Here is a 25,604-nt window from a genome sequence, read left to right as displayed (position 1 = left end):
CATGAGCAAACCATTAGGTATTACTGAAGTTGTCTTAAGAGATGGCCATCAATCGATTTTAGCAACACGGCTTCGTTTAGAAGATATGTTGCCAATAGCATCAACCTTGGATGATGTTGGTTATTGGTCAATAGAATCATGGGGTGGTGCAACTTTTGATTCTTGTATTCGTTACTTAGGAGAAGATCCTTGGGAGCGTATTCGAGCGTTGAAAAAGGCAATGCCAAAAACCAAGCAGCAAATGTTGTTTCGTGGTCAAAATATTTTAGGCTATCGTCATTATGCTGATGATGTAGTGGAAAAGTTTGTTGAACGCGCGCATGTTAACGGCGTTGATGTTTTCCGTATATTCGATGCCATGAATGATGTGCGTAATTTACAAACTTCAATTAGAGCAGCTGTTAAAGTTGGTGCACATGCGCAAGGCACATTAAGTTACACAGAAAGCCCTGTGCATACCCTTGAAGGTTGGCTAACGATGGCGAAAAAACTTGAAGATATGGGCGCGCACTCCTTATGTATCAAAGATATGTCTGGGTTATTAAAACCTTATAATGCAGCTGAATTAATTAGCAGATTAAAAGAAACAGTTTCTTTGCCTATTGCTTTACATTGTCATGCAACCACAGGATTAAGTGTTGCTACTCAAATGAAAGCCATTGATAGTGGCATCGATGTTATTGATACGTCAATTTCGTCAATGAGTATGACTTATGGACATTCACCAACAGAAACTATCGCTTCTATCGTTGATGGAACACCACGTGATACGGGATTAAATGTTGAAAAAATGGCTGAAGTTGCTGCTTATTTCCGTGATGTGAGAGAAAAGTACGCAGAATTTGAAGGTAGTTTAAAAGGTGTTGATGCACGTATATTAACAGCGCAAGTACCTGGTGGCATGTTAACAAACATGGAAAACCAATTAAAAGAACAAGGTGCAGCAGATAAATTTGATGAAGTATTAACTGAAATTCCCAAAGTACGTAAAGATTTGGGTTATATACCACTAGTAACACCTACCTCGCAAATCGTAGGAACACAAGCCGTATTAAATGTGCTTACTGGTGAGCGTTACAAGTCAATTACAAAAGAAACTTCGGGTGTGTTAAAAGGTGAGTATGGCTCAACTGCAGCACCAGTTGATGCGCAATTACAAGCGCGAGTGTTAGACGGTAAAGACGTTATTACTTGCCGCCCAACCGATTTACTTACACCAGAAATTGAAAAACTGTCTACTGAACTGCAAGAGTTAGCAAAAGAGAAAAATATTACCTTATCCACAGAGGTTATTGATGACGTATTAACGTATGCATTATTCCCGCAGATTGGTTTAAAGTTTTTAGAAAATCGTAATAATCCTTCTGCTTTTGAACCTATTCCAACTAAAGCAAGTACACAAAAAACCACTACTTCCGTGGAGTCGGGTGCAACAACTGGTCCTGAAAATTACGCGGTAAGTGTTGATGGCAAAATTTATGACGTAGTGGTTGCTCCAGGTGGTTCTATTGATGAAATTACGCACCCTGCCGGCGATGATGCTATAAAACAATCGGCTTCTATTTCTGCAGAAGAAACATTGAATGCACCACTCTCAGGCAATATTTTTAAAGTGCTTGTTACAGAAGGTGATGCTGTTGAAGCCGGCGAAGTTGTTATTATTATGGAAGCGATGAAAATGGAGACTGAGATCCGTGCAGTCAATGCCGGTGTTATTACTAGTGTGCATACCAAAGAAGGTGACTCTGTTGCTGTTGGTGATGCATTACTTAGCTTTTCGTAGAGGATCTTATGGATTCATTAATTAAACTATGGGAATCAACAGGTTTAGCTAACTTTGAGTTAGGTCAAGTGATTATGATGTTAGTTGGCATCACACTACTTTACTTAGCGATTGCTAGAAATTTTGAACCGCTATTGTTATTACCTATGGGGTTTGGCGCGATTTTAACAAATATCCCGCTAGCAGGATTCACCGAAGCAGGTGGTTTACTTCATTATATTTATGAAGTGGGAATTCACTCAGGTGTTTTTCCATTAATAATATTTATGGGGGTTGGGGCAATGACCGATTTTGGCGCCCTTATTGCAAACCCTAAAACGTTATTATTAGGTGCGGCTGCGCAATTTGGTATTTTTGCTACCTTGTTTGGTGCTATTGCACTCAATGCTGTACCGGGTATTGAATTTACCTTAAAGGATGCTTCGGCCATTGCTATTATTGGTGGTGCAGATGGTCCAACAGCGATATTTTTAGCGTCTAAATTAGCGCCTGAACTACTGGGTGCTATCGCGGTAGCCGCTTATTCATATATGGCATTGGTGCCGATTATTCAACCACCTATAATGCGCGCTTTAACAACTGAGAAAGAACGAAAAATAGAAATGGCACAGCTACGTCCTGTTACAAAAATTGAAAAAGTAATTTTTCCACTGGGCGTGTTAATGATGACTATTTTCTTTTTACCGTCAGCGACTCCACTTGTTGGTATGTTCTGTTTAGGTAATTTGATGCGTGAATCAGGTGTAGTTGATCGTTTGAGTTCAACGTCTCAAAATGAATTGATCAATATTACAACTATCTTTTTAGGTTTGGGTGTGGGATCAAAGCTAAGTGCTGAAGCCTTTTTAAATGTTGAAACGTTAGGTATTTTAGCATTGGGTGCCGTCGCTTTTTCAATTGGTACCGCATCAGGTGTTTTAGTCGCTAAATTAATGAATAAATTATCAAAAGAACAAATAAACCCATTGATTGGAGCTGCAGGTGTTTCTGCGGTCCCCATGGCAGCCCGTGTTGCTAACAAAGTTGGTTTAGAGGCTAATCCGCATAACTTTTTACTTATGCATGCGATGGGGCCTAATGTAGGTGGTGTACTCGGTTCTGCGGTTGCCGCGGGGATATTACTCGCGCTAGTCGGCGGATAGTTAATACGATTACTTTTTAGCTATTCCTTTTTAAATACGCTGAGCCTGTCTCAGCGTTTTTTTTCGCTTTTATTTCTTAATTCAAATTAAAAACTAAGGGTTAACACGTAGAAAAAATACGGGTGTTCGCCGATTTTAAATACGTCTTTAATTCAATATTGTATGCCTTGCACTAAGTATGATGGTTTCTAAAAATAAATAAATCCATCTATGTTTCAACAAAAAGGTAACAATAATGAAAAATATAATTAAGTCCGGTTTGATGTTGACAGCATTGGTCTCAGCTCCTTCTTTTGCAGGGTATACTTTTGATTTGACGGGGGAAGATAAAATCACTTTTGGTGGTTATATCAAAGCTGACGTGCGAAGCATAAGTGGGGACGTTAGCTCGCCAAACAAATAATGATTATTGGATTGGTGTTGCTTCGGTAACCGATGATATTTCAACAACTAAATTGACAGTGAATGAAACTCGTTTCAATGCTAAGTATGTTCATGGTGATGTTACAGGGTTTATTGAATTAGATTTTTACGGTGGCGGGGGAAATCAAATTATCTCTAACTCATCTAATCCAAGATTACGTCATGCTTTTATCAAGTATAAGAATATCATGGTAGGTCAAACATGGACCACTTTTATGAATACCACTGCCTTAGCTGAAGCTGCTGACTTTGGTGGGCCCCTAGTTGCCTCTTCATTTATTAGACAAGGTCAAATTCGTTATACCAATGGTGGTTTGCAAATATCTTTAGAAAATCCGTATTCTGATTTAGGTGAAAGCAGTCAAGATTCAATCCCCGACTTTATTGCAAAATATACTTTTAAAGGTGATTGGGGCAATGTTTCAGTTGCTTTGGTGTAGCACGACAAATAAACACCCTCGGTGGTGATACTGAGTCGGCCATTGGTTATGGCGTTGCCGGTCGTATTAAAACCTTTGCCAAGGATGATTTTCGTTTCCAAGTGCATGGTGGCAATACGGGGCGTTACGTTAGTGTGCTTGTTGCTAGGGATTTAGTTGGTGAAGAGGTAGAGGAAGCAACCTCATTTATGGTGGCCTACCGTCATTTTTGGACTGACGATATGCGTTCAACAGTATATTACGGTAGTACTGATGCTGACCTTGCAGATGCTAAGCATAATCATGTAGCGGTAAATCTTTTTAAAGATATAACCAAACAACTTTCTTTTGGTATTGAAGTGGAAAATTTGAAATGAATGAAGTGGATAAAAGCTCAAATTATCTACAGTTATCAGCAAAATATATTTTATAACTGATTATCAATTATTGAAAATAAAGCAATGAAAAATTAGCCTTATTAATACCCTGTACGTTAGATGAGGGCGACACTTTGGCTACAGTCACGGTTTATAGTAAATAACTATCTATTTTCATGCGCAAGAGCACTATTAAACAGAGCCTTAATGTAAATCAATTTTATGTTAATGCTCTGCTTTTACTTAGTTACTAGAATGTACTATGTTATTAATTATCACATGTAATTTTTTAGGGTGTTAATTATGTTTAAATCACTCAGAGTTCAAATATATTCCCTAGCATTTATTCCTTTTGTTATTGTCGCCCTATTAGGCGTTTTTTTACAATTAAATTCACTGGATGGCTTTGGTAGCGATGTAAGTAAATTAACGGAAGATACAATTTTAATGGTTGAAAAGTCTCGTTTGAAATCTATTATTGATTCAGTTGAGTCACTTATTCAACCACTAGTCGATAAACCTGGGACAGAGGGATATGATGAAGCATTAGCCTTATTGTCTAACATAAAGTTTGGCGAAGGAACTGGCTATATATTTGGTTATAAAGAAGATGGAGAAAGAGTCCTTATGGGGAATACTTCTTCAGGGATTGGTGATAATTATTGGGATCTTCAAGATAAACAAGGTCAGTTTATCATTCGTGATTTAGTGGATATAGGTAAACAAGGGGGTGGTTTTTATACTTATTGGTTTCCTAAGCCCAAAGAAAGCAAAGCTTCGCCTAAATATAGTTATGCTATTTATATCAGTAAATGGAATTTAATGTTAGGTACGGGGTTTTATATCGATTCCATGGACAAAGCCATGGCGAGTATTGACGAATCGATCGCCAGTTCACAAAATACTAATCTAACTCATAGTTTGTTAACCACGATCATTGTTGCAATTATTGTGGCTTTTATTGTAACTTTTGCCATTAGGCGTATTTATAATGGTTTGAAGAATTTGTCAGCATCAGTAGAAGCGTTAGCAAGAGGAGAAGGTGATTTAACACAAACGATTATTAATAGCCCTATTGATATACTTAACGATATCGCTAATGATTTTAATCATTTTTTAAACTCCTTAGGTAATGATGTTCGCAATATTAAACAAACGAGTGAAAACTTATCTGAAATGGCTGTGCAGTCAACGGAGCGACAACGCAAACTTGAAGATTCATCTGATCAACAAAAGCACGAAACAACACAAGTGGCAACCGCTGTTGAAGAAATGGCATCAACATCGGCAGAAATAGCTAACATTGCTGAAGTGACTCGTTCATCTGCTGAAAATGCTGAAAAAGAAATGCAGGATGTGTTATTGCAAGTGAATTCTTCAAACCAACGTATGGATGAGCTTAATGAATTACTCGAACATGTGGAGCAATCTGTACAAGAATTAGGTGGTAACGTTGAATCAATTAGTTCTGTGCTTGGTGTTATTCAAAGTATTTCTGAGCAAACAAATTTGTTAGCATTAAATGCGGCAATAGAAGCAGCTCGTCCGGTGAACAAGGTCGAGGTTTTGCCGTCGTTGCTGATGAAGTGCGTACGTTAGCGCAAAGATCTCAACAAAGTACCGTTGAAATTTCCGATATTTTAGATAATTTAAAGGCTAGCTCTCAGCGTACTATTGCTGATATGGGGGAATCAGCCAGTAAAAGATCTGCCGTTTCTGAGGCTATGTCAACCATTCGTGAGCTTATTGATTCAACCTCTGATTCAATAAAGCAATTAACAGAGATGAATATACAAGTTTCTACTGCAGCTACGGAACAATCCACGGTTGCTAGTCAAATAGCACAGAGCATCAGTGGTATTGCTGATCTTGCAGAAAATATTGGTGTTGGATCTTCTCTTTCTCGTGAAAAATTTGAAGAGCTCGAATGCTTATCTCATGAGTTAAATAAGGTGTCTGATAAGTTTATTGTTTAAGACTAAGAAAAGTATGAATGTCCTTCAATTTTCTTACAATGGAGATTTGCAGGGAGAGATGTGACGTCTCTCCCATTTTTGTTATCTATCTAACCCATAGTCAATAGCATAGCGCATTAAACCTAAAGTTGAATCTATCCCTAGTTTTTGCTTTATATTACGTTTATGCGTTTCGACAGTACGTACGCTAACATTGAGCTCTTGAGCAATACGTTTATTATTAAGACCACGAGAAATAAGTCGTAACACCAATTGTTCTCGTCTAGTGACAATACCACGTTGTTCACCCGCAAGTTCTTTTGTTAAAATTTCTGTGACCTCGGTACTAAAGTAATGCTTTCCTGAAATAACTATTTTAATCGCATCTATTAATTCATTACCCGGTACATCCTTTAAAATATAACCATCTGCACCATAGCGCATAGCGCCCAATATATACTCTTTGTTGTCATGCATACTTAACATAAGTACTTTACAATCAAGATCTTGTTCTTTAATTAGTTCAAGCACATACATACCATCCATTTCAGGCATGTTGATGTCCATTAAAATAATATCAAAGGTGTTGTTTTTAATGATCTCTAGCGCTTTTTTGCCATTTTCTGCTTCGCCAGTAACGGTAATGTCTTTATCAAGACTTAATCTATGCTTTAGCCCTTCACGAAAAAGAGGATGATCGTCAACGAGTAATACCTTAATCATGTTCTTCACCTTTTATTGGATTTTCACTGGCATTATTAGCAATATAACGTAGCTGTGTTTGCGGTATTCTAGCGATTACTGTAGTGCCGTTTTCTTCAGAATGAACAATTAGATCACCTTGATAAAAATTTAGTCTTTCTTTCATATTACGTAAACCAATGCCTTGATGGGCTTTGGTTTGCTTATCATTCGTTTTATTAGGTATTAGGTCGTAATCTTGATAATTAAAACCTTTACCATTATCTGTAATTTCTAATTCTAACCACCAGGTATTAATTTTAATTTGATCGTTACTTTTGATGCATTGGCATGACGTTCAATATTAGTTAATGATTCTTGGGCAATGCGATATAATGCTGCCTTGACTTCTGTTGATAATACATTGCGAATAGATAATCGTTCTACATTTACCTCAATGTTGGTACGTAGCGAAAAATCCCTGCCGAGTTCTTCAATTGCCGCACCTAAACCATAATCTTCAAGTAATCCTGGATGAAGTTGATGTGAAATAGCGCGGATATCCCCCATTATTTTACAAATAAGTTCCATACTTCGGTTCATATCTTGGCTAGCATCAATATTGTTTTGTTGTTTTAATTGTGCCGTTTCTAATGCAAACTTTGTGGCGGCAATAGTTTGGCTTATACCATCGTGTAATTCTCTTGATACGCGTTTACATTCTTCTTCTTGGGTTTGAAAAATACGCTCATTTAATTCGCGTAATTTTCGGTTTGCCATTTTTTTCTCACTAAAACGAATAAATTGTCCCGAAAAGAAAATCGCAGTAACTGCAACTAATCCTATAAAAAGTGTCAGTATTGAAGTATTACGAATATGCTTTCTAATTGAAGCATTTAGCTGTGCTATTTCATGATCAATATCATCTATATAGACACCCGTGCCTATCATCCATTGCCAATCATCTAATGCCCGTGAAAAACCGATTTTTTTACCAACCCCATCCCCTTTAGAAGGTTGGTAGAAAACATAGTTAAGATATCCGCCACCGACTTTTGCTGCAGTAATTAAATCTCGAATGAGTTTTACACCGTTTCTGTCTTCCAGATCGAGCCAATTTTTGCCAATGCGCGATTGTTGTTCAGGTAAAACTAAGGCGGTACCGTCAAAGTCATAGGCATAAAAATAGCCATCCTTACCAAAGCGCATATTTGATAAGATTTCTTTAACTAATGTTTGTGCTTGTTGTTCGTTTAAGTTTTTATTTTGATAAATATATTCAGTTGCCCCTTCAGCAAGTGAGACATAATTACGTAATTCCTCTTTACGGTGTTTGATAACGCTGTGACGGTATTCATCTACAGTTTGTCGAGAAAGCGATTGATATTGTAATTGTGTAACAAATAATACTGCTGAGAGTGCCAATAATAATGGGATTATAGTAACTAGTTGTAATTTTAAGTTTATGTTCACTTATGCCCCTTGTTTTATATCAATGCTAACTCATATTATTGTTTAACGATAATACCTCTTAGATGGGTACTTTTTTGGTTGTTGCTTTATCAACTAAATAAAGAATAGATTGATAATCAATACCCGCGTGATGAGATAAACCTATTTCGCATGTTCTACTATTACTATAGCCAGTTTTACAATTTTTAGGCACTTGCTTTTTTAAGGGAGCAAGGGCGTTCTTATTTAATTCAGGGGTGGTAAAGCCTTTATCGCCAACAAAACCACAACATTGTATATGCTCAGGTTTTATTACCCTTGTACTACATCGCTCAGCAAGTTGTAGCATTTTATCAGCTAAGCCCATTTTTTGACTTGTGCAGGTAACATGTAACATAACGGTGTCATCTAACGGGCTAAAATTTAAATGATTTTTAAGTATCTCTTCTACAAAACCAACGGGTTCGAATAATGCTAATCCTTGTACTTTATTTTTGTTTTCTAAAAGCATTGCTTTACAAGGGCTAGTATCTATCAGAATAGGGTACTCACCATCATTACTTAAACGCTGTAGTTTGCTTAACAAGGCGTTACTTTTTTGGTTCGCTTGGGTAAACATCCCTTTACTATTAAATGGCATACCGCAACATTCACCGGTAAAATCAGGACTGATAACATCAAAACCTGCTTTTTCAAGTAATGAGAAAGTGACTTCTGTTAATGAACGTTGATCTGTCGCTGTAATAGACTGTCCCATACTTCGGCTTGCACAGCTCGGCATATAAACCACTTTAGGACGTGTAGAAGGTGGGTTGTTATTCGTCGAAGGCTTAGGTTGGTATTTAGCTTTTTGTGGTAAATATTTACTCCACAAAGGAATGTTATTAAACGATAGTTTTCTGATGGTTCCTGTTAGCCCGCCCATTACTGTGCTGCCTAGTAAACGATGGCTAAAGCCTGCAATAGCAAGAGAAGTGCGTGTTATTTTTTCAATGGTTGCAAAGTTGTTTGTTAACACGTTCGCCATGCCCTGATAACTTGTATTATTACGATGACGTAACGATCGAATAAGATCGCCTGTATTTATGCCAACAGGGCAGCGCTCTGCACATAATCCAGTTGCTGCACAGGTATCTATGCCTGAATAAGTAAATTCCTTTTCAAGCTCTGCTAATAATTTAGGGTGTTCATTGCTCGCTTTAAGACGGCTAATTTCTCTGAAACTGGTAATACGTTGTCGCGGGGTAAAGCTTAAACCATGGGAAGGGCAAACTGGTTCACAGAAACCACATTCAATACATTTATCAACAATTTCATCTGCGGCAGGCAGTGCCTTTAGATGTTTAATGTGTGCATGGGCATCATCATTAATGATAACGCCAGGGTTTAGTAATTGCTTGGGATCGAATAAATGCTTGATTTGTCGCATTAATTCCATTCCTTGCTTGCCCCATTCTAACTCAACAAAAGGTGCCATATTACGCCCTGTACCATGTTCAGCTTTTAATGAACCTTGATAGTCAACTGCGACAAGTTGGCAAACATCGTCCATAAAGGCTTGATAGCGGTTAACTTCTGCGGGCGTGGAAAAATCTTGAGTGAAAACAAAATGCAGATTGCCTTCTAAGGCATGACCAAAAATAATGGCTTCATGGTAGGCATATTTGGTAAATAATGTCTGTAGATCGGCAACACCATCGGCAAGTCTTTCGACAGGAAAAGCAACATCTTCAATGATAACTGTTGTGCCGGTTTCACGAACTGCTCCAACCGCCGGAAAAGTGCCTTTTCTTATCGCCCATAATTGAGAATACTCACTAGCATTATCGGTAAATTGTATAGCATTAGTTTGTGTAAAGGTTGCAAGTAATGACTCAAGTTCCGTTACTTGCTGTGTTAGTTGAACTGCATTAGCTGCACGTGTTTCAATTAATAAAGCGCCGACGTTTTCATCTAGTGTTTTGATAAAATCAGGTAAACCATCCATATCACTAACTGAAGCCAAAGCGCGTCTATCCATGAGTTCCACAGCAGAAACATTTGCATTAGCCAGTGCCGATACTGCGAGGCAGGTGGTTTGTATATCTGGGAAGAATACCAGTGTAGAAGCGCGGTGTTTATGTTCTATAACGGTGTTATAAGTGATTGATGCTATAAAACCTAGAGTACCTTCGGAACCAATCATCAAGTGGGCTAGAATATCAATAGGATCTTCAAAATCTATTAATGAATTGATGGCGTAACCAGTGGTGTTTTTAAGTCGATATTTGTGATTAATTAATTGGTGTAACGTTTCATTAACTCGAGTTTTTATCGCCAACGAATTTAATTCATTTAGCAGGCTTGCGTGTGTTTGTCTAAAATTATTAATACTGATTTGATCTGCGGTATCTAAGACAGAACCATCATGTAAAATAACTTTAATCGTGTCTAACGTATGGTAACTATTTTGTGCAACACCACAACACATACCGCCGGCATTATTGGCTGCAATACCTGCCACTTTACATGTGTTTATTGAGGCCGGATCGGGTCCTATTTTACGTCCGTAGGGCAGTAAATAGTTATTGGCATCGGCGCCAATTACCCCTGGTCCTAACTTGATTTTAAGTCCTAAGTCTATGATTTCATGTTCACGCCAACGGGTAGTTAACATAATTAAAATAGATTCTGATTGTGCTTGCCCTGATAAACTGGTGCCACCGCTCTAAACGTGACAGCAAGGTTTGCTAGAGCAGACGCTTTTAAAACAGTTATTACCTCTTCTTCTGTATCTAAAATTAAGACAAGTTGCGGTACTAATCGGTAAAAACTAGCATCAACGCCAAAGGCTAATCGTTTTGCATAGCTTGTAATAATACGTTCTTTAGGCAAAGTATGGGCTAACTTAGTAGCTAAATCCTGATACTGCGGTAATAACATTACAAATTCTCTTATTAACTATTTTAAAATTTTATGATCGGCTCTTTGTAAGCCTGTCGTCTTTTAATAAATCACTAAACAAAACGTTTCAGTTTAGTAAAAGTTCTACATTATTACATTATCTATCTATTTAACATCGGTGAATATACGTATTTAGTCTACGTGTTTACCCTTAGTTTTTGTTTTGTGTTTTTAGTCTTGCCTTATTTTTTTGCGTCTTGTTATGGCTTAAGTATAATAGAAAGTTCATTACCTTTTGATTGCTTCACCTTATTATGAAAAATATTTCTGCTATCTGTTTTGTGCTGTTGTTTTTAACGGCTTGTTCTACTTCTTCTACGGGACGTAAGCAAGTGTCACTTTACCCAGAAGACGAGTTAAATCAAATGGGAATTACTTCATTCGAGCAAATGAAAAAAGAAATTCCCATCAGTACCGATAAAGCAACCAATGATTTTGTGCTTTGTGTGGCAGATGCTATTACGGCTAATGTACCGAAGTCAGCTAATCAAGGTGACTGGGAGGTGGTTGTTTTTGATTCGGAGCAAGTGAATGCTTTTGCTTTACCGGGCGGAAAAATAGGTGTTTACACCGGTATTTTGAATGTTACAGAGAATCAAGACCAATTGGCTGCCATTATTGGGCACGAAGTCGGGCATGTTCTTGAGCATCATTCTAATGAGCGATTATCCGCCGATAAGTTATCCAATGTGGGTTTGGCTGTTGCGGCAATTGCCATTGGTGCCAGTGAAGTAGAAAATAAAGGCCTTTGGGTTGCCGGTTTAGGCATTGGTGTACAATATGGACTTATTATGCCTTATAGTCGCTCCCACGAAAGCGAAGCTGATATTGTAGGACAAGACTTAATGGCTCGATCTGGATTTGAACCGCAAGCCAGTGTTCAACTTTGGCAGAATATGTCTAAGTTAAGTAAAACAGCACCGCCAGAGTTTATGTCTACGCATCCTTCAAATGAAACACGTATTGAACAATTAAACGGTCACTTAGCGGTATCTCAGCCATATTATTTAGCAGAAAAGAAGCAGAATCATCTGCCAAACTGTGTAAAACCCAAGGTGATTCCAACACCCAAAGTTAAGAAGTAACAGCAATAAGCTAACAACTAAAGAGTTGAGGCACGCCTAAATCAACATAGCGTGCCTTGTTGTTTAGGGGTGTAATTTGAAATGAGTCCAATCATCTGCTTGTTTTTCAAAACACACTCTATCGTGTAATCGACTTGCTCTACCTTGCCAAAATTCGATGTAGGTTGGTTTTACTCGCCAACCGCCCCAAAAGTCAGGGTGAGGTACTTCGCCTTCTGCATATTGCTGACTCAATTTAGCCATGCGATCCTTTAATTCACTATCGTGTGAGAGCTTTTGACTTTGTTTTGAGGCCCAAGCACCCACCTGGCTGCCTCGGTCGCGACTATGAAAGTAATCAGCAGACTCTTGTTGGCTAACCTTTTCAACTGTACCTTCTATTCGTATTTGTCTTTGCAGTACATTCCAATGAAACAGTAAAGCCACATTATTGTTCTCTGATAACTCATGGCTTTTACGACTGCCATAATTGGTGAAAAAAACAAAGCCTTGCTCATCGAATTTTTTTAATAATACCATGCGAGAACTGGGGTGCCCTTGCGAACTACAACTGCTTACTGACATTGCTTCTGGAAGTAATATACCTGACTTGTTTGCCTCTTCAAACCATTGTTTAAATAAAGGGAATGGGCTTGAGTGGCTAGGAATTTCTGGTAGGGGTAAGGCAACACCTTGACCAAAAGTTAGTAGGCATCGTAGTTTTTCAAATAAAGTCATAAGATTAATACTAGGACAAAAAGGATAGGGTATTTTAGCAGTATCTTAATTAAAGAAAAGTGATAGTTATTGGATATATGATATTAACGTTATCAGCTATCACTTTATTTTGTTTGTTTTTGAACGCTCAGGCAACTGAGCGTTCTAATAGAGATAATTTAGTGAGTGTTACCAATCATCTTCATCGTCAAAAAGCTCTTTTAGTCTTCTCATCTCCATCAGTTCATCTATTCGTTTACGAGCAAGTATATTTTTTTGTGCTTGCTCCTTACTATTTTTTCCTGCTACTTCTAGCGACTCTAAATCGTCCTCTTGATCTTCCGTATCATCTTCTGCATCAATGTCATCTAAAAAGTCATCATCATTTACCATCGGCTTACTCTTAAAAATTTATCTAATCGATATCAAGATATGCAAGAAATAATACATTTTCAAACAATTTTCAACATTGTTTTTATTTTATTTTATTGGTGTAAAGGTGATAGCTTGATAAACTATTGCTCTATAAAGAATTAATTCCCAGAATCACCTTAAGATGCAAAATAAAGAGTTTTATTTTTGGTTTACTGAATATCAGCAACAAGCGCAAATATTAAACGAGCGACGTTTAATTGTGCTTGTAGGTGACAATGTCTGGGCAAGTAATTTAATTGAATCCATTGATTTGAATGGCTGCAAAGGTGAGCAACAAAAACCAAAAAATTGGTTAGTTTATGGTGATAATCATACGATTGCATCAACGGTTTCAAAGCAACGTTTTCGTGATAAATTAGGCAGTGAAAGCCATTTTGTTGTTTTTCAAGATAGAAGTTTATCTATCGATGCTTTGGCTGTTTTATCAGGTACGTTAGTGGCAGGAGGAATATTCTTTCTTTTAGTCGATAATATAGATCAAATGACAGAAAGCCTATTTTATCAACGATTTATCAAACAGTTGAAAACTTTTAAGCAGCATATTGTTATTGAACAAAATCAGCCCAATTTACCTAGCATACCTGTTACTAACGCTAAAATAGCACAGAAAAAAACTCGAACCCAATTACCGTACAACTGTTTGACCCAAGAGCAAGTGACCGCCGTGGATGCAGTTATAAAAGTGGTTAAGGGTAAAAGAAATCAGCCATTGGTGTTGACTGCAGATAGAGGGAGAGGGAAATCATCTGCATTAGCAATAGCCTGTGGGCAATTATTAAATACAGCAACAAAGGATAATAAGTTAAGGATAGCGGTTACTGCGGTAGATCGCTCCTCGTTAGCGATATTTTTTCGTCAGTTAGTGACTAGCGTAACCAGTGGACAACTTCAACATAACAAGTTTTGCACTGAGTCTGGCTTGGTTGAGTTTATTCCAATAGATCAATTGCTGAAGGAAAAGCATGCCGTTAATCTTGTGTTAGTTGATGAAGCATCGGCAATTCCTATTTATTTGTTGGAAGCGTTACTAGATAATTATTCTCGTTTAGTGTTCTCAAGTACTATTCATGGTTATGAAGGCGCTTTGGACGAGGTTTTACGTTAAAATTTCAGAAAACATTAGCCATGCAATATCCCTATTGGAGAAATATGCATGTAAACGAACCTATTCGCCGGCGAGTTAATGATCCCCTTGAAAGGTTAGTTTTTGAATCCTGCTTGTTAAATGCTGAGCTGACAACACTGCCGGAAGATGTCAAACGAAGCCAAGAACGCACCTTGGTATTTAAACAATTTAGCGCCACTGAACTGGTTGCTGACGAAAATTTATTGAAAGAAATATTTTCTGTATTGGTAACTGCTCACTATCAAACTAAACCCAGTGATGTAAAGATGCTTTTAGATAATGAGCAGGTGAAACTTGTCTGTTTATTTGCTAATCACTACAAAAAATCTGATGAAGGAACAATCACTGAAGGCGTGTTATCACAACACGTTGTTGCGGTAGCGTTGTTGATTGTTGAAGGTAGCACGTGTGATAATATGATTGAAGCACCGTTAATTAATGCTGTAAATCACGGAAAAAAACGTTTGAAAAATCACTTTGTTCCGCAATCACTACTAACTCAGTGCGGTATAGAGCGGGCTTTTACTTATCATTATATGCGTGTTATGCGTATCGCTGTTCATCCTCAAGTACAACAGCAAGGGTTGGGAAGTTATTTTTTAAGTAAAATTAGCGAATTTTCAACCGCGCAAGGCGCTGATTTTCTAGCATCCAGTTTTGGAGCAACGAAGTCATTACTTTCTTTTTGGTTAAAAAATGATTTTCGGATTGCGCGAATCGGCTTTACTCAAGATAAAGCCAGTGGCGAACAGTCTTCATTAGTGTTAAAAGCACTTACCACGTCAGGAGAAGCAGAACTAACTGGTATTGTTAATGAGTTTTACCGCAGTTTTGATTATTTATTAACAGAAGAATATAAACAGTTAGCGGTAGACTTAGTTTTATTGATTTTGAGCGATTGTCCGCTTAATGAATGCTCGATATTAAGTGCGCGGGATAAAGCGAATATCGTGGCCTTTGCAGAAGGCTATAGACAGTACTCAAGCTGCGTGTTTAGCTTACACTTATGGTTAAAACAACAACTCTCTGGCATATCCATTCTTGATGAGTCAAATTACATGGTATTAATTAGCCGTATTATGCAAAAACATTCAGTCATTGATGTATGCAACACTTACGGGATTACAGGGAAAAGAGAGCTTGAACAATTGTTAAGATCAAAAGTTCGTCAACTCTTATAACACCTTTATGCTCTTGTAGTGGCCCATTGAGAATAGGATTACTGCTGAGCTTGCCATTGCCAAAACTTTCTCATTCCCAGATATTCACATGAGTTTTTACCACCCAAGTCCATGTCGTCATGTCGTGATAGCCGCTCTATATAATAGTTAATAATTTTTGCCAATCCGCATGAGGGGTGTTCTTGATAGGTAGCAATTAATAGGGAAAGCCAGTTCTCAAGTTGTATAAATTCTGATGAGACTTTTATGCACATAAATTGTTCTCTTTATTTACCTGATTGTCTGTACTTGTTGCTAATAAAGTTTGCCAAAGCACATGCTTAGCCGTTGCATTTAAACACTTACAATCACCACCATGGAGCATACCGGATAAAAGTAATTTTTTAAGTATATTGCTAGGTAATTCAAGTTGTACTTTTGATGTATTCAAAGTTGAGGGAGGTATTTTCGATCCCATGATATTTTATCCTTATGAGCATTTATTATTTACGTGTTGGTAAAATAAACTAAATAACAACTTAATGCAAATGATAACTATTATCATGTAAAGAAATTTAATGTTTTATTGTTTAAGTACAGTACAATGTTGAAAAAATGGGTTTAAGGAGCTTAAAACATGAGTGTTGCTATTTGTGTTCAAGCGTTAACTAAGCAATATAAAGATGTGACAGCGGTTAATAATATAAGCTTTGATGTTAAACAAGGGCACTGTTTTGGCCTATTAGGCCCCAATGGTGCAGGTAAAACAACGACCATTGAAATCATGGAAGGAATTATTAAAGCGAGTTCCGGTTCTGTTGTGTATCAACATCATGACAAAGAAGTTGATCACAATATATCACAGCAAATAGGTATTCAATTTCAGCATACAGCGTTGCAAGATTTTCTAACGGTTAAAGAAACGTTAAACTTATTTGCTTCTTTCTATCAAGATACTCTACCGCAAAAGCAGTTGATCGAACTTTGTGATTTATCAGGCTTTCTAGATAGAGATAACCGTTTGTTGTCTGGTGGACAACGACAACGATTATTATTGGCTTTAGCGTTAATAAATGATCCAGAAATTATATTTTTAGATGAGCCAACCACGGGGTTAGATCCCCATGCAAGACGCAATTTTTGGCAATTAATTAAAAATATTAAAGGACAAAATAAAACCATTATACTAACGACTCATTATATGGATGAAGCTGAACAACTTTGTGATGATATTGTTATTATGGATCAGGGCTCTATCATAGAAACAGGGACACCCCATCAGCTACTGAGTAAGCATTTTCAAAATGTTTTTATTTATTTGCCAGAGCAACAAGTACCTTTAAAATTAATAGAAGAAAATCAATGGGTCATATTGTCTGGTAGAGTGGAGATCACCACAAATAATGTTGAAAAAACCTTAGCTTTGCTAATGGAACACAAAGTGTCATTGGATGGCTTACATGTAAAATCGGCCAATTTAGATGATTTGTTTTTACATTTAACTGGGCACTCGCTAAGAGAATGAGCATACACATGAATATAAAACGTTTTTTTGCTGTATTTAAAGCGAGAAATATTGAATTTTTTCGCGATAAATCCTCTTTAGGTTGGAATTTAATTTTTCCCGTGCTTTTACTTGTCGGTTTTTCATTTATATTTTCTGGTGATGGTCGGTCGGCTTATAAAGTAGGTATTCTAAATCAATCGGTTGATGGTGTAATACAAACAACCGACATCGATGAGCACTTGAAAAGTATTCGTTTTATTGATTTTATTTATTACGAAAATGAAACAACGGCTAAAAATAAACTGACACGCCATACCATTGATTTAGTAGTTAATCCCTTAACTAAAGAATATTGGGTAAATACAGAGTCAGCTAAAAGTTACTTAGTAGAAAAAATAGTGAGTACTCAAATTGAAGACTTTACTCGTTTAGAAACAACAGGTAAAAAAATTCGCTATGTAGATTGGGTACTGCCTGGGATATTGGGTATGAACATGATGTTTAGTTGTCTTTTTGGGGTGGGTTACGTTATTGTGCGTTATCGAAAAAATGCCGTATTAAAGCGTTTAAAAGCAACACCACTTTCAGCATTTGAATTTGTATCTGCTCAGCTATTATCTCGATTATTTATTGTGATGTTCTTGTCGTCAGTTGTCTACACTGGTTGTAATCTGTTATTTGATTTTTTTATGCTTGGCAGCTATTTTGATCTTATTGTAATCGGTATGTTAGGCGCTTTTTGTTTGATTAGTCTTGGCTTGTTGGTTGCTAGTAGAAGTAAAAGCGAAGAGCTTATTGGTGGTTTGTTAAATCTGACATCTTGGCCGATGATGATGTTATCCGGTGTTTGGTTTAGTCTTGAGGGGGCACCACCTGCATTACAAACCTTTGCAGATTTTTTACCGTTAACTCATTTAGTTGTTTGGTGCGAGAGAAATTATTGTAGAAGGTGCTACGTTAAGTGATATTAGCTACCATATAATTTGCTTACTGGTTATGAGTTCGGTATTTTTATCGCTAGGCGCTTATTTTTTCAGTTGGAATACTGAGCGATGACACTGTTAAAGCATGGGTTGTATTATTATTACGCTTTATACTATACTCAGAAACAGGTAATACCCTATATGGTATAATAATTTATAGTACAATTTTATAAGCCTATTAGGGAAGGTTTTCATGTTCTAATCAGAACCTTTCACTTCTCAATTTTAGTTAACAATTATAGTAAATAATGATAGTTAACCTTGTTTAAACAAAAGTAGTAGGAATTTTCCATGGAATGGTTAAGTAATTTTTTTATTGAAGGAACATATTCAATAGCAACTCTTGTAATTATCATCGTCAGTGTTTTTCTTTATGCAGCACGGCGTGCGCATATAAAGCATGTAGAACGACTAAAAAAAATAGATGAGTGCTATATAGAGCAAAGTAGCGGTAAACTTGATGACTAATTGTATAAGCGTCACAATTTTTTGATGTATACAGTTATTATCGTTAAGCAGATAATAACTGTATAGTGCTAGTGTAGTTGTTGAAAAACTACGCTTTATTTAGAAGTTGTAAATTAAAGTCAATGAGGTTTCCGTGTTAGTATTTTCATACTCAGGCTCAACTTCAGTATCATAGTTGATTCGTAAAGCAAATTTCAATTGTAATGCGTCAACCAACTGAGCTGTAACAGATGTTTCAGATTTATAAATACTATTCTCACCTGATTCAGTCGCTTGTTTTGCAACGAAATGTTGTTTAAATTGAACATGTTCATTGAATTTGTGCGTATATAAAGCCTGTACTTGAACGATTAGGTTAGAACTGCTTTCTGACGCTTTGGTTTCTGTTTCACGTGTTACATCGTGTGTAACACCCGGGCCTATATCAGCAAAAAATGATGAGGTTTCAGTTTCAAGCCAGTTACGGCCCCAACCAAATGAAAATGAACTTTGTGATTCAAAACCACCAAATTTATCTTGTTCATGGGCTAGGTTACCGTAAAGGTAGTTTTTCCCTTCTTCTCCAATGGTGTAGTTGGTTTGACCGACTATATCCCATTTATTATCAGTGGTTTCAAATTCGTCATTGCCTTCGTCATCTTCTTTTTCTAACTTTTTCGCTAGAATATTAAAAGAAACGTCTGAACGCCATTTGTCTTTTTGATGCTTAAGGTTAAAGCCTGCTTTTACGTCGGCGCTTTTCGTGTTACCTGTTTTATAAAGAAAGCCTAATTCTGCTGACGCAGTAATGGTAGGTTTTACTTTTTTCGCTTCTTCAGCGTTTACTGCGTGTGTTATAAATGGCAGTAGGCATAAAGTAGGGAGGGCTAGTTTTAGGTTCATGATTTTCCTTTTCAATATTAAGTAATGTTAATGTTTAAGTTAATTAATGTTATAAATATTAGATAGTATTATAGCTGATATTATAGCTAATAATATATCTGAAAATAAGCAGTTTTCTAAAACGTATGTAGGCTTAAAAGCTATATACAATGGTTACCGCTGTTTGGGTGTCCGACTTCTCTTTGTCAATGTCAACTTTACTGTTATAACCTAAAGTGAAATTAAACTTGAGCTGTAGTGTTGATATGAGTTTTGTTGTAATTGTTGATACGGCTTTATAAATACTATTTTCGTCTGTATCTAGGGCTTGTTTTGCACTAAGGTACTGTTTTAATTCAATATGTTCGCCTAGCTTTCTGATGTATAAGGCTTGTAGTTGAATCATCCAAGTATCTGCTGTTCTCTTTGAGACGGTTTCAGATTCTTTAATTAAATCGCGTTTGTAGCCAGGGCCGATATCTCCCCAAAGTGATGCCATTTCACTTTTATACCAATGTCGACCCCAACCGGAAGAGAGTGAGGCTTGGTTTTTGAAACCACTAAACTCATTTTCTTCAAACCAAGCATTGCCATAAATGTAGTTTTTTTCTTTATTGTCTAAGTTATAGTTTGTTTGAGAAGTTAATGTCCACTTTTGATCAGTTTTTTTAAAGTGGCTATTGCCATTCTCATCTGTAATGTCGGCTTTTTTCATAAGTAAATCGACGTTTAATAAACTCAACCATGAATCTTTTTCGAAGCGAAAATCTAAGCCCGCTTTAATATCCCCACTGTTAGTGTTACCTGTTTTATAAAGAAAACCTAACTCAGCTGAGCTTGACATAATAGGAGGAGTATTCTTCTTTTTGGGGCTTTGTGGTGTTTCTAGACTCGATATTATGTCTGCCGCTGTTGCATGTTCACCGTCAATATTCTTTTCTTGTGCAAAAGTATTAAAAGACAAAACGAATAATAATAGGTAAAAAGTTGAGCGAATCATTTTAATCTCAATTTCAGGGCACAATAACCTTTCTACGGCACATAAGATAACTTAGAACCAAAGAAAAGTAGATTTATAAGTAAGTGTACTAACGGGGTAAAACACTAAAACTATAACTTAAGTTTATAGTCATTATAAAGAAGTTATTAATATTTTAAAGTAGGTTTCGACGATTAAAAGACAAAAAAGGGCCGTAGCCCTTTATTTTATTGAAATAATATAGGAATTTATTTGATTAATGCTTTTAGCTTACCTGCTTGGTAGAGGTCAAACATGGTATCAAGGCTAATGGGTTTAATTTTACTCGCATGGCCTGCGGTATTAAACGCTTCATATCGAGCAACACAAATATCAGACATTGCTTTAGTTGTTTCTCCAAGAAATTTACGAGGGTCAAACTCACTTGGGTTCTGCGCTAAAAATCGTCGGGTTGCACCAGTAGATGCTAGGCGTAAATCAGTATCAATGTTAACTTTACGTACGCCATTTTTGATACCTTCTTGAATTTGCTCAACAGGTACACCATAAGTTTCTGGGATATCACCACCATATTCATTAATAATGGCCAACCACTCTTGTGGAACAGATGATGAACCATGCATAACTAAATGCGTATTAGGAATACGGGCATGGATGGCCTTAATGCGATCTATAGCTAAAATATCATCTGTAGGAGGACGGGTAAACTTATAAGCACCATGTGACGTGCCACACGCTATAGCTAAAGCATCTACCTGTGTTTTTTGAACAAAGTCAGCGGCTTCTTCTGGATCGGTTAGCATTTGTTCTAATGATAATTTACCGACAGCACCAATGCCATCTTCTTCGCCGCCTTCACCTGTTTCTAATGAACCTAAACAACCTAACTCACCTTCAACAGATACACCACAAGCATGTGCCATTTCAACCGTTCTGCGGGTTACGTCAACATTATATTCATAGCTACTTGGCGTTTTGCCGTCATCCATTAATGAGCCATCCATCATTACTGATGAAAAACCTAATTGAATTGAGCGTTGGCAAACACTGGGCGATGTTCCATGATCTTGATGCATTACCACAGGTATATGTGGGAATTCTTCAATCGCGGCTAAAATCAAATGACGTAAAAATGGTGCTCCGGCAAGATATTTGCGAGCTCCGGCGGAACCTTGAAGAATAACAGGGCTATCGGTTTTATTTGCGGCAATCATGATTGCGCGCACTTGCTCTAAATTATTTACGTTAAACGCCGGGATGCCATAGTTGAATTCTGCTGCATGATCTAGCATTTGACGCATGGAAATTAAAGCCATTGGGTACTCCTAAATTCGCCAATTAAAATTTGTTGGTGTAAATGAAACCTTTTGGTTACATTGACAGAATTATAGCAGGGTTTATCGTGTTCATGCAGTAAAAGTTGTGGTTTTGATAGCTTGAAGTTGAATAATGTATTTTTGTATTAAAATTACATTAAAACTATTCAAAAAAGTTCATTTTTAACATACATTGGTGTAAATGTTAGGAAGTTAACCACACTAATAAGTGTGGTTTAGGGGATTTCATAAATATTTAGTGAATACTAAGTCTTCGATGCATTAAAAATATCTTCAATAGCTAGATTTAACACCTTTGTGAATGCTTCATCTGATTGTTTAGCGCTTAGCCCTTGCGTTAAAGCACGAGAAAAACTTGCGATCATATTATGATTTGCAGCAACTTTTTCATTGGCTTGCTCTCTTGTGTAACCACCCGATAATGCGACTACTTTAATCACATTTTGATGATTAATACATTCGGCATAAAAATTATCTGTATCGGGTAACGTTACTTTTAACATGACTTTTTGGTTATTAGCTAAGTTGTTCAACGCTTTCAGTAGTGCTGACTTTAGTAAGCTTTCAGCAGCAGCCTTTTCTGGACTGTTAATATCGATTTCTGGCTCAATTATTGGTATTAAACCTTTCGCGAGTATTTGCTTGGCAATGGTAAATTGTTGCGCAACAACATCATCAATCCCTTGCGGATTTGCTAATTTGATTACTGATCGCATTTTTGTACCGAATACGCCTTGTTCTACGGCTTTATCAAGGAGTAAATCTAGTGCAGGTATATCTTTCATCAATTGCACATCGTTCTTTTCATCACAAAGGCCTTTATCTACTTTGAGAAAAGGGACAACTTGCTTTTCTTGCCATAAATACTGAGCTGCTGATTGACCTAAAAATTCTCTATCAAGTGTGTTCTCAAATAATATAGCGCCTAAAACACGCTCACCTGTAAAAACAGGGTTAGTTACAATACGAGTACGCATTTGATGTACTAAATCATACATTTGCTCATCATTAGAAAACTCAGAGCTATCTATGCCATATAATGCTAATGCTTTTGGGGTACTACCGCCACTTTGGTCTAGTGCAGCAATGAAACCTTGTTCAGTCGTTACTTTTTTAAGCATTGATGCCATTGTTGAATCGCTCAAAGACATATAATTCTCCTTTAGATTGAGCTTTGTTTTAGGTGAATCTCCGAGGGATGGAGTGTTAACCTGCCCATAATGTTGGTATAAATTACAGAGTATAGTGTTATTTTATGGTTTTACTATGTGAACAGCCAAGCGTCACTTTAAATAAGTTTCGAGCAAATAAGAGATAAAACCTTGTAAATTTTGTTTCTTATTTATTAAGCCCGAAACTTGATTTTTTGATGATTAACCTTCTGCTCTTTGTTCTAATATTTCAACTGCAGGTAATTTTTTACCTTCTAAAAATTCTAAAAAGGCACCGCCCCCTGTTGAAATATAGGAAACTTTATCTTTAATATTGTATTTATCAACAGCAGCTAAAGTGTCGCCACCGCCTGCAATTGAAAAAGCGGCGCTATCAGCAATAGCATGAGAAATAACTTCAGTACCTTTGGCAAAAGCGTCCATTTCAAAAACGCCCACAGGACCGTTCCATAAAATGGTGCCCGCAGTTTTTATTATTTCGGCCACTTTTGCGGCAGTTTTTGGGCCATAATCAATGATGTCATCTTCTGCGTCTACTTCAGATGCCGATTTGATTTGTGTAGCTGAATCATGTTTCCAATCGCTGAAACCATCACGAGTGACTGTTACATCGTCAGCAAATATTATTTGTGTTTGTTTACATAGACGTTGTGCTTCTGGAATTAAATCAGCTTCATAGAGTGATTTACCCACTTCATTTCCCGCCGCAGCAACAAATGTATTTGAAATTCCGCCACCAACAATGATGGTATCAGCAATTTTTGATAATGCATCTAAAACTGTGAGTTTAGTTGATACTTTTGAACCACCTACAATGGCAACTAAAGGACGAGTCAAGGTTATCTAGCGCTTTACTTAAAGCAGCTAATTCACTGACCAGTAATGGACCGGCACAAGCCGTTGGTGCAAATTTAGCTACACCATGGGTACTTGCTTGTGCACGATGAGCTGTGCCGAAAGCGTCCATAACAAAGATATCACATAGATTAGCAAGTTGTTTGGCTAGGGCGTCATCATTTTTCTTTTCGCCGTTATTAAAACGAACGTTTTCAAAAACAACAAGCTCTCCGGCCGCTACATCTACGCCTGTTAAATAGTCTTTAACTAAGCGAACAGGGTAATTAAGGGCACCTGCTAGATAATCAGCAACAGGTTTAAGAGAATACTCTTCACAATATTCGCCTTCAGTTGGACGACCAAGGTGAGACATTATCATCACTTTTGCGCCGGATCTAAAGCCAGTTTTATGGTAGGTAATGCAGCTTGTAACCGAGCGTCCGAGGTGATTTTTCCGTCTTGAACGGGCACGTTTAAATCTTCACGGATTAAAACGCGTTTATCTGTTAATGTTAAATCAGACATTTTAATAATAGTCATTTTTACTCCCAATAAGTAATCAGTTTCTAGCTAAATAGAGTTAGTCGTTTTCTAATAATTCAGTTGTTTTTAAGGAAAACTCGTTAAGTAAATCGTGAATAAAGCGATTTAATTCTCCGGCCATTAATGCAAAGTCAGCATCCACTTTGCAACAACATCGTCACTATTTATGTCATCATTTTGTTCTTGAATAACGTCAAAGAATTTAATACGTTTGATAGATAAATCATCACAAAGCATAAAAGAGAGTGATTCGTCCCATTCAAGTGCAACTTTTACCATGTATTTGTCTGCATCTAAATGAGATTTTATTTCATCGCTTTCTAAATCTTGATTTTTAACACGAATGACGGCGCCATCATCACCAATTGCGTTAAATTCGGCTTCCATACCTAATTGGAACTTAGCCCCCAGATCTTTTTTCACTAACCAATCAGTCATGGTTTCATCGGCTTGAACATCAGGCTCTAACGTTGTTACAGGTAATGTGCCTAACACTTTACGCAGTAGGGCTAGTAAATCTTCTGCTTTACCACGTGCGCTAGCGTTAATAACAATAATGTTATCTTTTGGGCTTATATAAGCGTGCGTGTCAGAAATACGTGAAAAAGCACGTGGTAGTAGTTCAAAAACAATATCTTCTTTAAACTGTTCTTTTTCTTTTTTCGTTGCGCCACGGCCTTGTTCTTGTTCAAGTAGGTTTACTTTTTCTTCAATCATGTCTTTGATAACAGGGGCGGGTAAAATTTTCTCTTCTTTTCTTGCGCATATTAAAAAGTTGCCGTTGGCACTATGAACGCTACTACTTCCATGTTTGCCTAAAGCATTCACCCAACCGAAATGTGATAGTTCGGTAGAGCCACAGGGGGTGAAAAGATGTTCATTGAGATGCTTTTCTAAATCTTCTTCCGAATGTTTAAATGGTCTAGTAAAAGCGAAAAAGTATAGGTTTTTAAACCACATAAAAATGATCCTAGCGTGAATGCTTAAAAAGTTAATAAGCGGTAGGGCTTATTTTTAAAAACGCTATATTACCTGAAAAAAAGAAGGGGATCATTAGCATTCATTAAAACTTAATCTCAAATAAGAATAAAACAAGTAAAGCGGGCTGAAAATGAGTGATATAGTGAAATAAAATAAAAACAATATGATGAATATTACAAAAAACTTTACACGTGTTTACGTAGTGCTATTGCTTTCTAATACGGCTATATCGTAACCGGCGGGTGTTTACTTGCCGCTA

Annotated in this window: 24 protein-coding genes and 3 pseudogenes; 12 read left to right on the top strand and 15 right to left on the bottom strand. The window is 37.0% G+C overall.

The genetic code is table 11. From position 1 onward, the window contains the following. Window position 1 precedes the first annotated feature (1 nt). The 6 genes and pseudogenes from oadA (at window position 2) to L3081_RS16415 (ending at window position 6,120) form a co-directional block, all read left to right on the top strand. Window positions 2-1,783 carry a sodium-extruding oxaloacetate decarboxylase subunit alpha gene (oadA, locus tag L3081_RS16430; RefSeq protein ID WP_242287158.1) on the top strand — a complete coding sequence of 594 codons (1,782 nt, stop codon included), beginning with the start codon at window positions 2-4 and terminating at the stop codon, window positions 1,781-1,783. An 8-nt stretch (window positions 1,784-1,791) separates the two neighbouring features. Continuing rightward, complete coding sequence (locus L3081_RS16425) at window positions 1,792-2,925, top strand: sodium ion-translocating decarboxylase subunit beta (RefSeq protein ID WP_242287157.1); 1,134 nt, start codon at window positions 1,792-1,794, stop codon at window positions 2,923-2,925. Between the two features lie 235 nt (window positions 2,926-3,160). Then, on the top strand, window positions 3,161-3,328 hold the full coding sequence (locus L3081_RS28460) for a hypothetical protein (protein ID WP_338027375.1): 168 nt from the start codon (window positions 3,161-3,163) through the stop codon (window positions 3,326-3,328). Next, complete coding sequence (locus L3081_RS28455; protein ID WP_338027374.1) at window positions 3,300-3,788, top strand: DcaP family trimeric outer membrane transporter; 489 nt, start codon at window positions 3,300-3,302, stop codon at window positions 3,786-3,788. Before L3081_RS28460 ends, L3081_RS28455 begins: the two co-directional genes overlap by 29 nt. Then, window positions 3,758-4,144, top strand: coding sequence for a hypothetical protein (locus tag L3081_RS28450; RefSeq protein WP_338027373.1), 387 nt, complete (start codon window positions 3,758-3,760; stop codon window positions 4,142-4,144). Before L3081_RS28455 ends, L3081_RS28450 begins: the two co-directional genes overlap by 31 nt. Before the next feature lie 303 nt (window positions 4,145-4,447). After that, window positions 4,448-6,120, top strand: a pseudogene (locus L3081_RS16415) (methyl-accepting chemotaxis protein). Between the two features lie 81 nt (window positions 6,121-6,201). On the opposite strand, the gene L3081_RS16410 reads toward L3081_RS16415, so the two are convergent. The 5 genes from L3081_RS16410 to L3081_RS28445 are packed head-to-tail and all read right to left on the bottom strand — an operon-like array spanning window position 6,202 to window position 11,154. Further along, the gene (locus tag L3081_RS16410) at window positions 6,202-6,822 is read right to left on the bottom strand and encodes a response regulator (RefSeq protein WP_242287156.1); all 621 of its coding nucleotides are present in this window, start codon (window positions 6,820-6,822) and stop codon (window positions 6,202-6,204) included. Then, on the bottom strand, window positions 6,815-7,072 hold the full coding sequence (locus L3081_RS16405) for an ATP-binding protein (RefSeq protein WP_242287567.1): 258 nt from the start codon (window positions 7,070-7,072) through the stop codon (window positions 6,815-6,817). The genes L3081_RS16410 and L3081_RS16405 overlap by 8 nt, the downstream gene beginning before the upstream one ends. Window positions 7,073-7,080: 8 nt before the next feature. Next, complete coding sequence (locus tag L3081_RS16400; protein WP_242287155.1) at window positions 7,081-8,253, bottom strand: cache domain-containing protein; 1,173 nt, start codon at window positions 8,251-8,253, stop codon at window positions 7,081-7,083. Window positions 8,254-8,311: 58 nt separating this feature from the next. Beyond that, window positions 8,312-10,888, bottom strand: a complete 2,577-nt coding sequence (locus tag L3081_RS16395) for an FAD-binding and (Fe-S)-binding domain-containing protein (protein ID WP_338027372.1) — start codon at window positions 10,886-10,888, stop codon at window positions 8,312-8,314. A gap of 2 nt (window positions 10,889-10,890) precedes the next feature. Continuing rightward, window positions 10,891-11,154 (bottom strand): hypothetical protein, encoded by a 264-nt coding sequence (locus tag L3081_RS28445; RefSeq protein ID WP_338027371.1) that lies wholly within the window; start codon window positions 11,152-11,154, stop codon window positions 10,891-10,893. Between the two features lie 275 nt (window positions 11,155-11,429). Between L3081_RS28445 and L3081_RS16390 the strand changes: the two genes are divergently transcribed. After that, window positions 11,430-12,260, top strand: coding sequence for a M48 family metallopeptidase (locus L3081_RS16390; RefSeq protein WP_242287154.1), 831 nt, complete (start codon window positions 11,430-11,432; stop codon window positions 12,258-12,260). 63 nt (window positions 12,261-12,323) lie between these two features. Here L3081_RS16390 and pdxH read toward each other — a convergent pair whose 3' ends face one another. After that, a complete protein-coding gene (pdxH, locus tag L3081_RS16385) occupies window positions 12,324-12,977 on the bottom strand; it encodes a pyridoxamine 5'-phosphate oxidase (RefSeq protein ID WP_242287153.1) in 654 nt (217 codons plus the stop codon). Between the two features lie 168 nt (window positions 12,978-13,145). Then, window positions 13,146-13,349 (bottom strand): PA3496 family putative envelope integrity protein, encoded by a 204-nt coding sequence (locus tag L3081_RS16380; protein ID WP_242287152.1) that lies wholly within the window; start codon window positions 13,347-13,349, stop codon window positions 13,146-13,148. Window positions 13,350-13,512: 163 nt separating this feature from the next. On the opposite strand from L3081_RS16380, the gene L3081_RS27130 reads away from it, so the two are divergent. After that, window positions 13,513-14,496, top strand: a complete 984-nt coding sequence (locus tag L3081_RS27130; RefSeq protein ID WP_274620600.1) for a tRNA(Met) cytidine acetyltransferase TmcA domain-containing protein — start codon at window positions 13,513-13,515, stop codon at window positions 14,494-14,496. Between the two features lie 20 nt (window positions 14,497-14,516). Further along, entirely contained in the window at window positions 14,517-15,698 is a 1,182-nt protein-coding gene (locus L3081_RS16370; RefSeq protein ID WP_274620599.1) for a GNAT family N-acetyltransferase, read from the top strand. 38 nt (window positions 15,699-15,736) lie between these two features. Here the strand turns inward: L3081_RS16370 and L3081_RS16365 are convergent, their stop codons facing one another. Next, window positions 15,737-15,952, bottom strand: a complete 216-nt coding sequence (locus L3081_RS16365; protein ID WP_242287151.1) for a hypothetical protein — start codon at window positions 15,950-15,952, stop codon at window positions 15,737-15,739. Further along, entirely contained in the window at window positions 15,943-16,155 is a 213-nt protein-coding gene (locus tag L3081_RS16360; RefSeq protein ID WP_242287150.1) for a hypothetical protein, read from the bottom strand. The genes L3081_RS16365 and L3081_RS16360 overlap by 10 nt, the downstream gene beginning before the upstream one ends. A gap of 159 nt (window positions 16,156-16,314) precedes the next feature. Here L3081_RS16360 and L3081_RS16355 point away from each other — a divergent pair, with 159 nt between their 5' ends. The 3 genes from L3081_RS16355 to L3081_RS16345 all read left to right on the top strand — a co-directional run bounded on the left by L3081_RS16355 (window position 16,315) and on the right by L3081_RS16345 (window position 18,635). After that, entirely contained in the window at window positions 16,315-17,202 is an 888-nt protein-coding gene (locus L3081_RS16355; protein ID WP_242287149.1) for an ABC transporter ATP-binding protein, read from the top strand. Window positions 17,203-17,210: 8 nt separating this feature from the next. After that, entirely contained in the window at window positions 17,211-18,149 is a 939-nt protein-coding gene (locus L3081_RS16350; RefSeq protein WP_242287148.1) for an ABC transporter permease, read from the top strand. A gap of 309 nt (window positions 18,150-18,458) precedes the next feature. Next, window positions 18,459-18,635 carry a hypothetical protein gene (locus L3081_RS16345; protein WP_242287147.1) on the top strand — a complete coding sequence of 59 codons (177 nt, stop codon included), beginning with the start codon at window positions 18,459-18,461 and terminating at the stop codon, window positions 18,633-18,635. Between the two features lie 99 nt (window positions 18,636-18,734). Here the strand turns inward: L3081_RS16345 and L3081_RS16340 are convergent, their stop codons facing one another. The 6 genes and pseudogenes from L3081_RS16340 to rdgC form a co-directional block, all read right to left on the bottom strand. Continuing rightward, complete coding sequence (locus L3081_RS16340; RefSeq protein WP_242287146.1) at window positions 18,735-19,517, bottom strand: DUF481 domain-containing protein; 783 nt, start codon at window positions 19,515-19,517, stop codon at window positions 18,735-18,737. Between the two features lie 133 nt (window positions 19,518-19,650). Next, a complete protein-coding gene (locus L3081_RS16335; protein ID WP_242287145.1) occupies window positions 19,651-20,496 on the bottom strand; it encodes a DUF481 domain-containing protein in 846 nt (281 codons plus the stop codon). Between the two features lie 227 nt (window positions 20,497-20,723). Then, entirely contained in the window at window positions 20,724-21,791 is a 1,068-nt protein-coding gene (fba, locus tag L3081_RS16330) for a class II fructose-bisphosphate aldolase (RefSeq protein WP_242287144.1), read from the bottom strand. A 266-nt stretch (window positions 21,792-22,057) separates the two neighbouring features. Beyond that, window positions 22,058-22,957: a fructose bisphosphate aldolase gene (locus L3081_RS16325; RefSeq protein ID WP_420839758.1), complete on the bottom strand. Its 900-nt coding sequence runs from the start codon at window positions 22,955-22,957 to the stop codon at window positions 22,058-22,060. A gap of 228 nt (window positions 22,958-23,185) precedes the next feature. Continuing rightward, window positions 23,186-24,361 (bottom strand): annotated as a pseudogene (locus tag L3081_RS16320) (phosphoglycerate kinase). A 40-nt stretch (window positions 24,362-24,401) separates the two neighbouring features. After that, window positions 24,402-25,324 (bottom strand): annotated as a pseudogene (gene rdgC, locus L3081_RS16315) (recombination-associated protein RdgC). Window positions 25,325-25,604: the final 280 nt, after the last annotated feature.

This window comes from Colwellia maritima (assembly GCF_022669015.1).
GTDB classification, from domain to species: Bacteria; Pseudomonadota; Gammaproteobacteria; order Enterobacterales; family Alteromonadaceae; genus Colwellia; species Colwellia maritima.
The sequence above is the reverse complement of the archived record's forward strand: the minus strand, read 5'-3'. Positions and strand labels throughout refer to the sequence as shown.

Bases quoted from the DNA above. Each gene is read 5' to 3' on its own strand.
- oadA (WP_242287158.1), top strand. From the start codon at position 2: ATGAGCAAACCATTAGGTATTACTGAAGTTGTCTTAAGAGATGGCCAT.
- L3081_RS16425 (WP_242287157.1), top strand. From the start codon at position 1,792: ATGGATTCATTAATTAAACTATGGGAATCAACAGGTTTAGCTAACTTT.
- L3081_RS28460 (WP_338027375.1), top strand. From the start codon at position 3,161: ATGAAAAATATAATTAAGTCCGGTTTGATGTTGACAGCATTGGTCTCA.
- L3081_RS16410 (WP_242287156.1), bottom strand. From the start codon at position 6,822: ATGATTAAGGTATTACTCGTTGACGATCATCCTCTTTTTCGTGAAGGG.
- L3081_RS16395 (WP_338027372.1), bottom strand. From the start codon at position 10,888: ATGTTAACTACCCGTTGGCGTGAACATGAAATCATAGACTTAGGACTT.
- L3081_RS28445 (WP_338027371.1), bottom strand. From the start codon at position 11,154: ATGTTATTACCGCAGTATCAGGATTTAGCTACTAAGTTAGCCCATACT.
- L3081_RS16390 (WP_242287154.1), top strand. From the start codon at position 11,430: ATGAAAAATATTTCTGCTATCTGTTTTGTGCTGTTGTTTTTAACGGCT.
- pdxH (WP_242287153.1), bottom strand. From the start codon at position 12,977: ATGACTTTATTTGAAAAACTACGATGCCTACTAACTTTTGGTCAAGGT.
- L3081_RS16380 (WP_242287152.1), bottom strand. From the start codon at position 13,349: ATGGTAAATGATGATGACTTTTTAGATGACATTGATGCAGAAGATGAT.
- L3081_RS27130 (WP_274620600.1), top strand. From the start codon at position 13,513: ATGCAAAATAAAGAGTTTTATTTTTGGTTTACTGAATATCAGCAACAA.
- L3081_RS16370 (WP_274620599.1), top strand. From the start codon at position 14,517: ATGCAATATCCCTATTGGAGAAATATGCATGTAAACGAACCTATTCGC.
- L3081_RS16365 (WP_242287151.1), bottom strand. From the start codon at position 15,952: ATGTGCATAAAAGTCTCATCAGAATTTATACAACTTGAGAACTGGCTT.
- L3081_RS16360 (WP_242287150.1), bottom strand. From the start codon at position 16,155: ATGGGATCGAAAATACCTCCCTCAACTTTGAATACATCAAAAGTACAA.
- L3081_RS16355 (WP_242287149.1), top strand. From the start codon at position 16,315: ATGAGTGTTGCTATTTGTGTTCAAGCGTTAACTAAGCAATATAAAGAT.
- L3081_RS16350 (WP_242287148.1), top strand. From the start codon at position 17,211: ATGAATATAAAACGTTTTTTTGCTGTATTTAAAGCGAGAAATATTGAA.
- L3081_RS16345 (WP_242287147.1), top strand. From the start codon at position 18,459: ATGGAATGGTTAAGTAATTTTTTTATTGAAGGAACATATTCAATAGCA.
- L3081_RS16340 (WP_242287146.1), bottom strand. From the start codon at position 19,517: ATGAACCTAAAACTAGCCCTCCCTACTTTATGCCTACTGCCATTTATA.
- L3081_RS16335 (WP_242287145.1), bottom strand. From the start codon at position 20,496: ATGATTCGCTCAACTTTTTACCTATTATTATTCGTTTTGTCTTTTAAT.
- fba (WP_242287144.1), bottom strand. From the start codon at position 21,791: ATGGCTTTAATTTCCATGCGTCAAATGCTAGATCATGCAGCAGAATTC.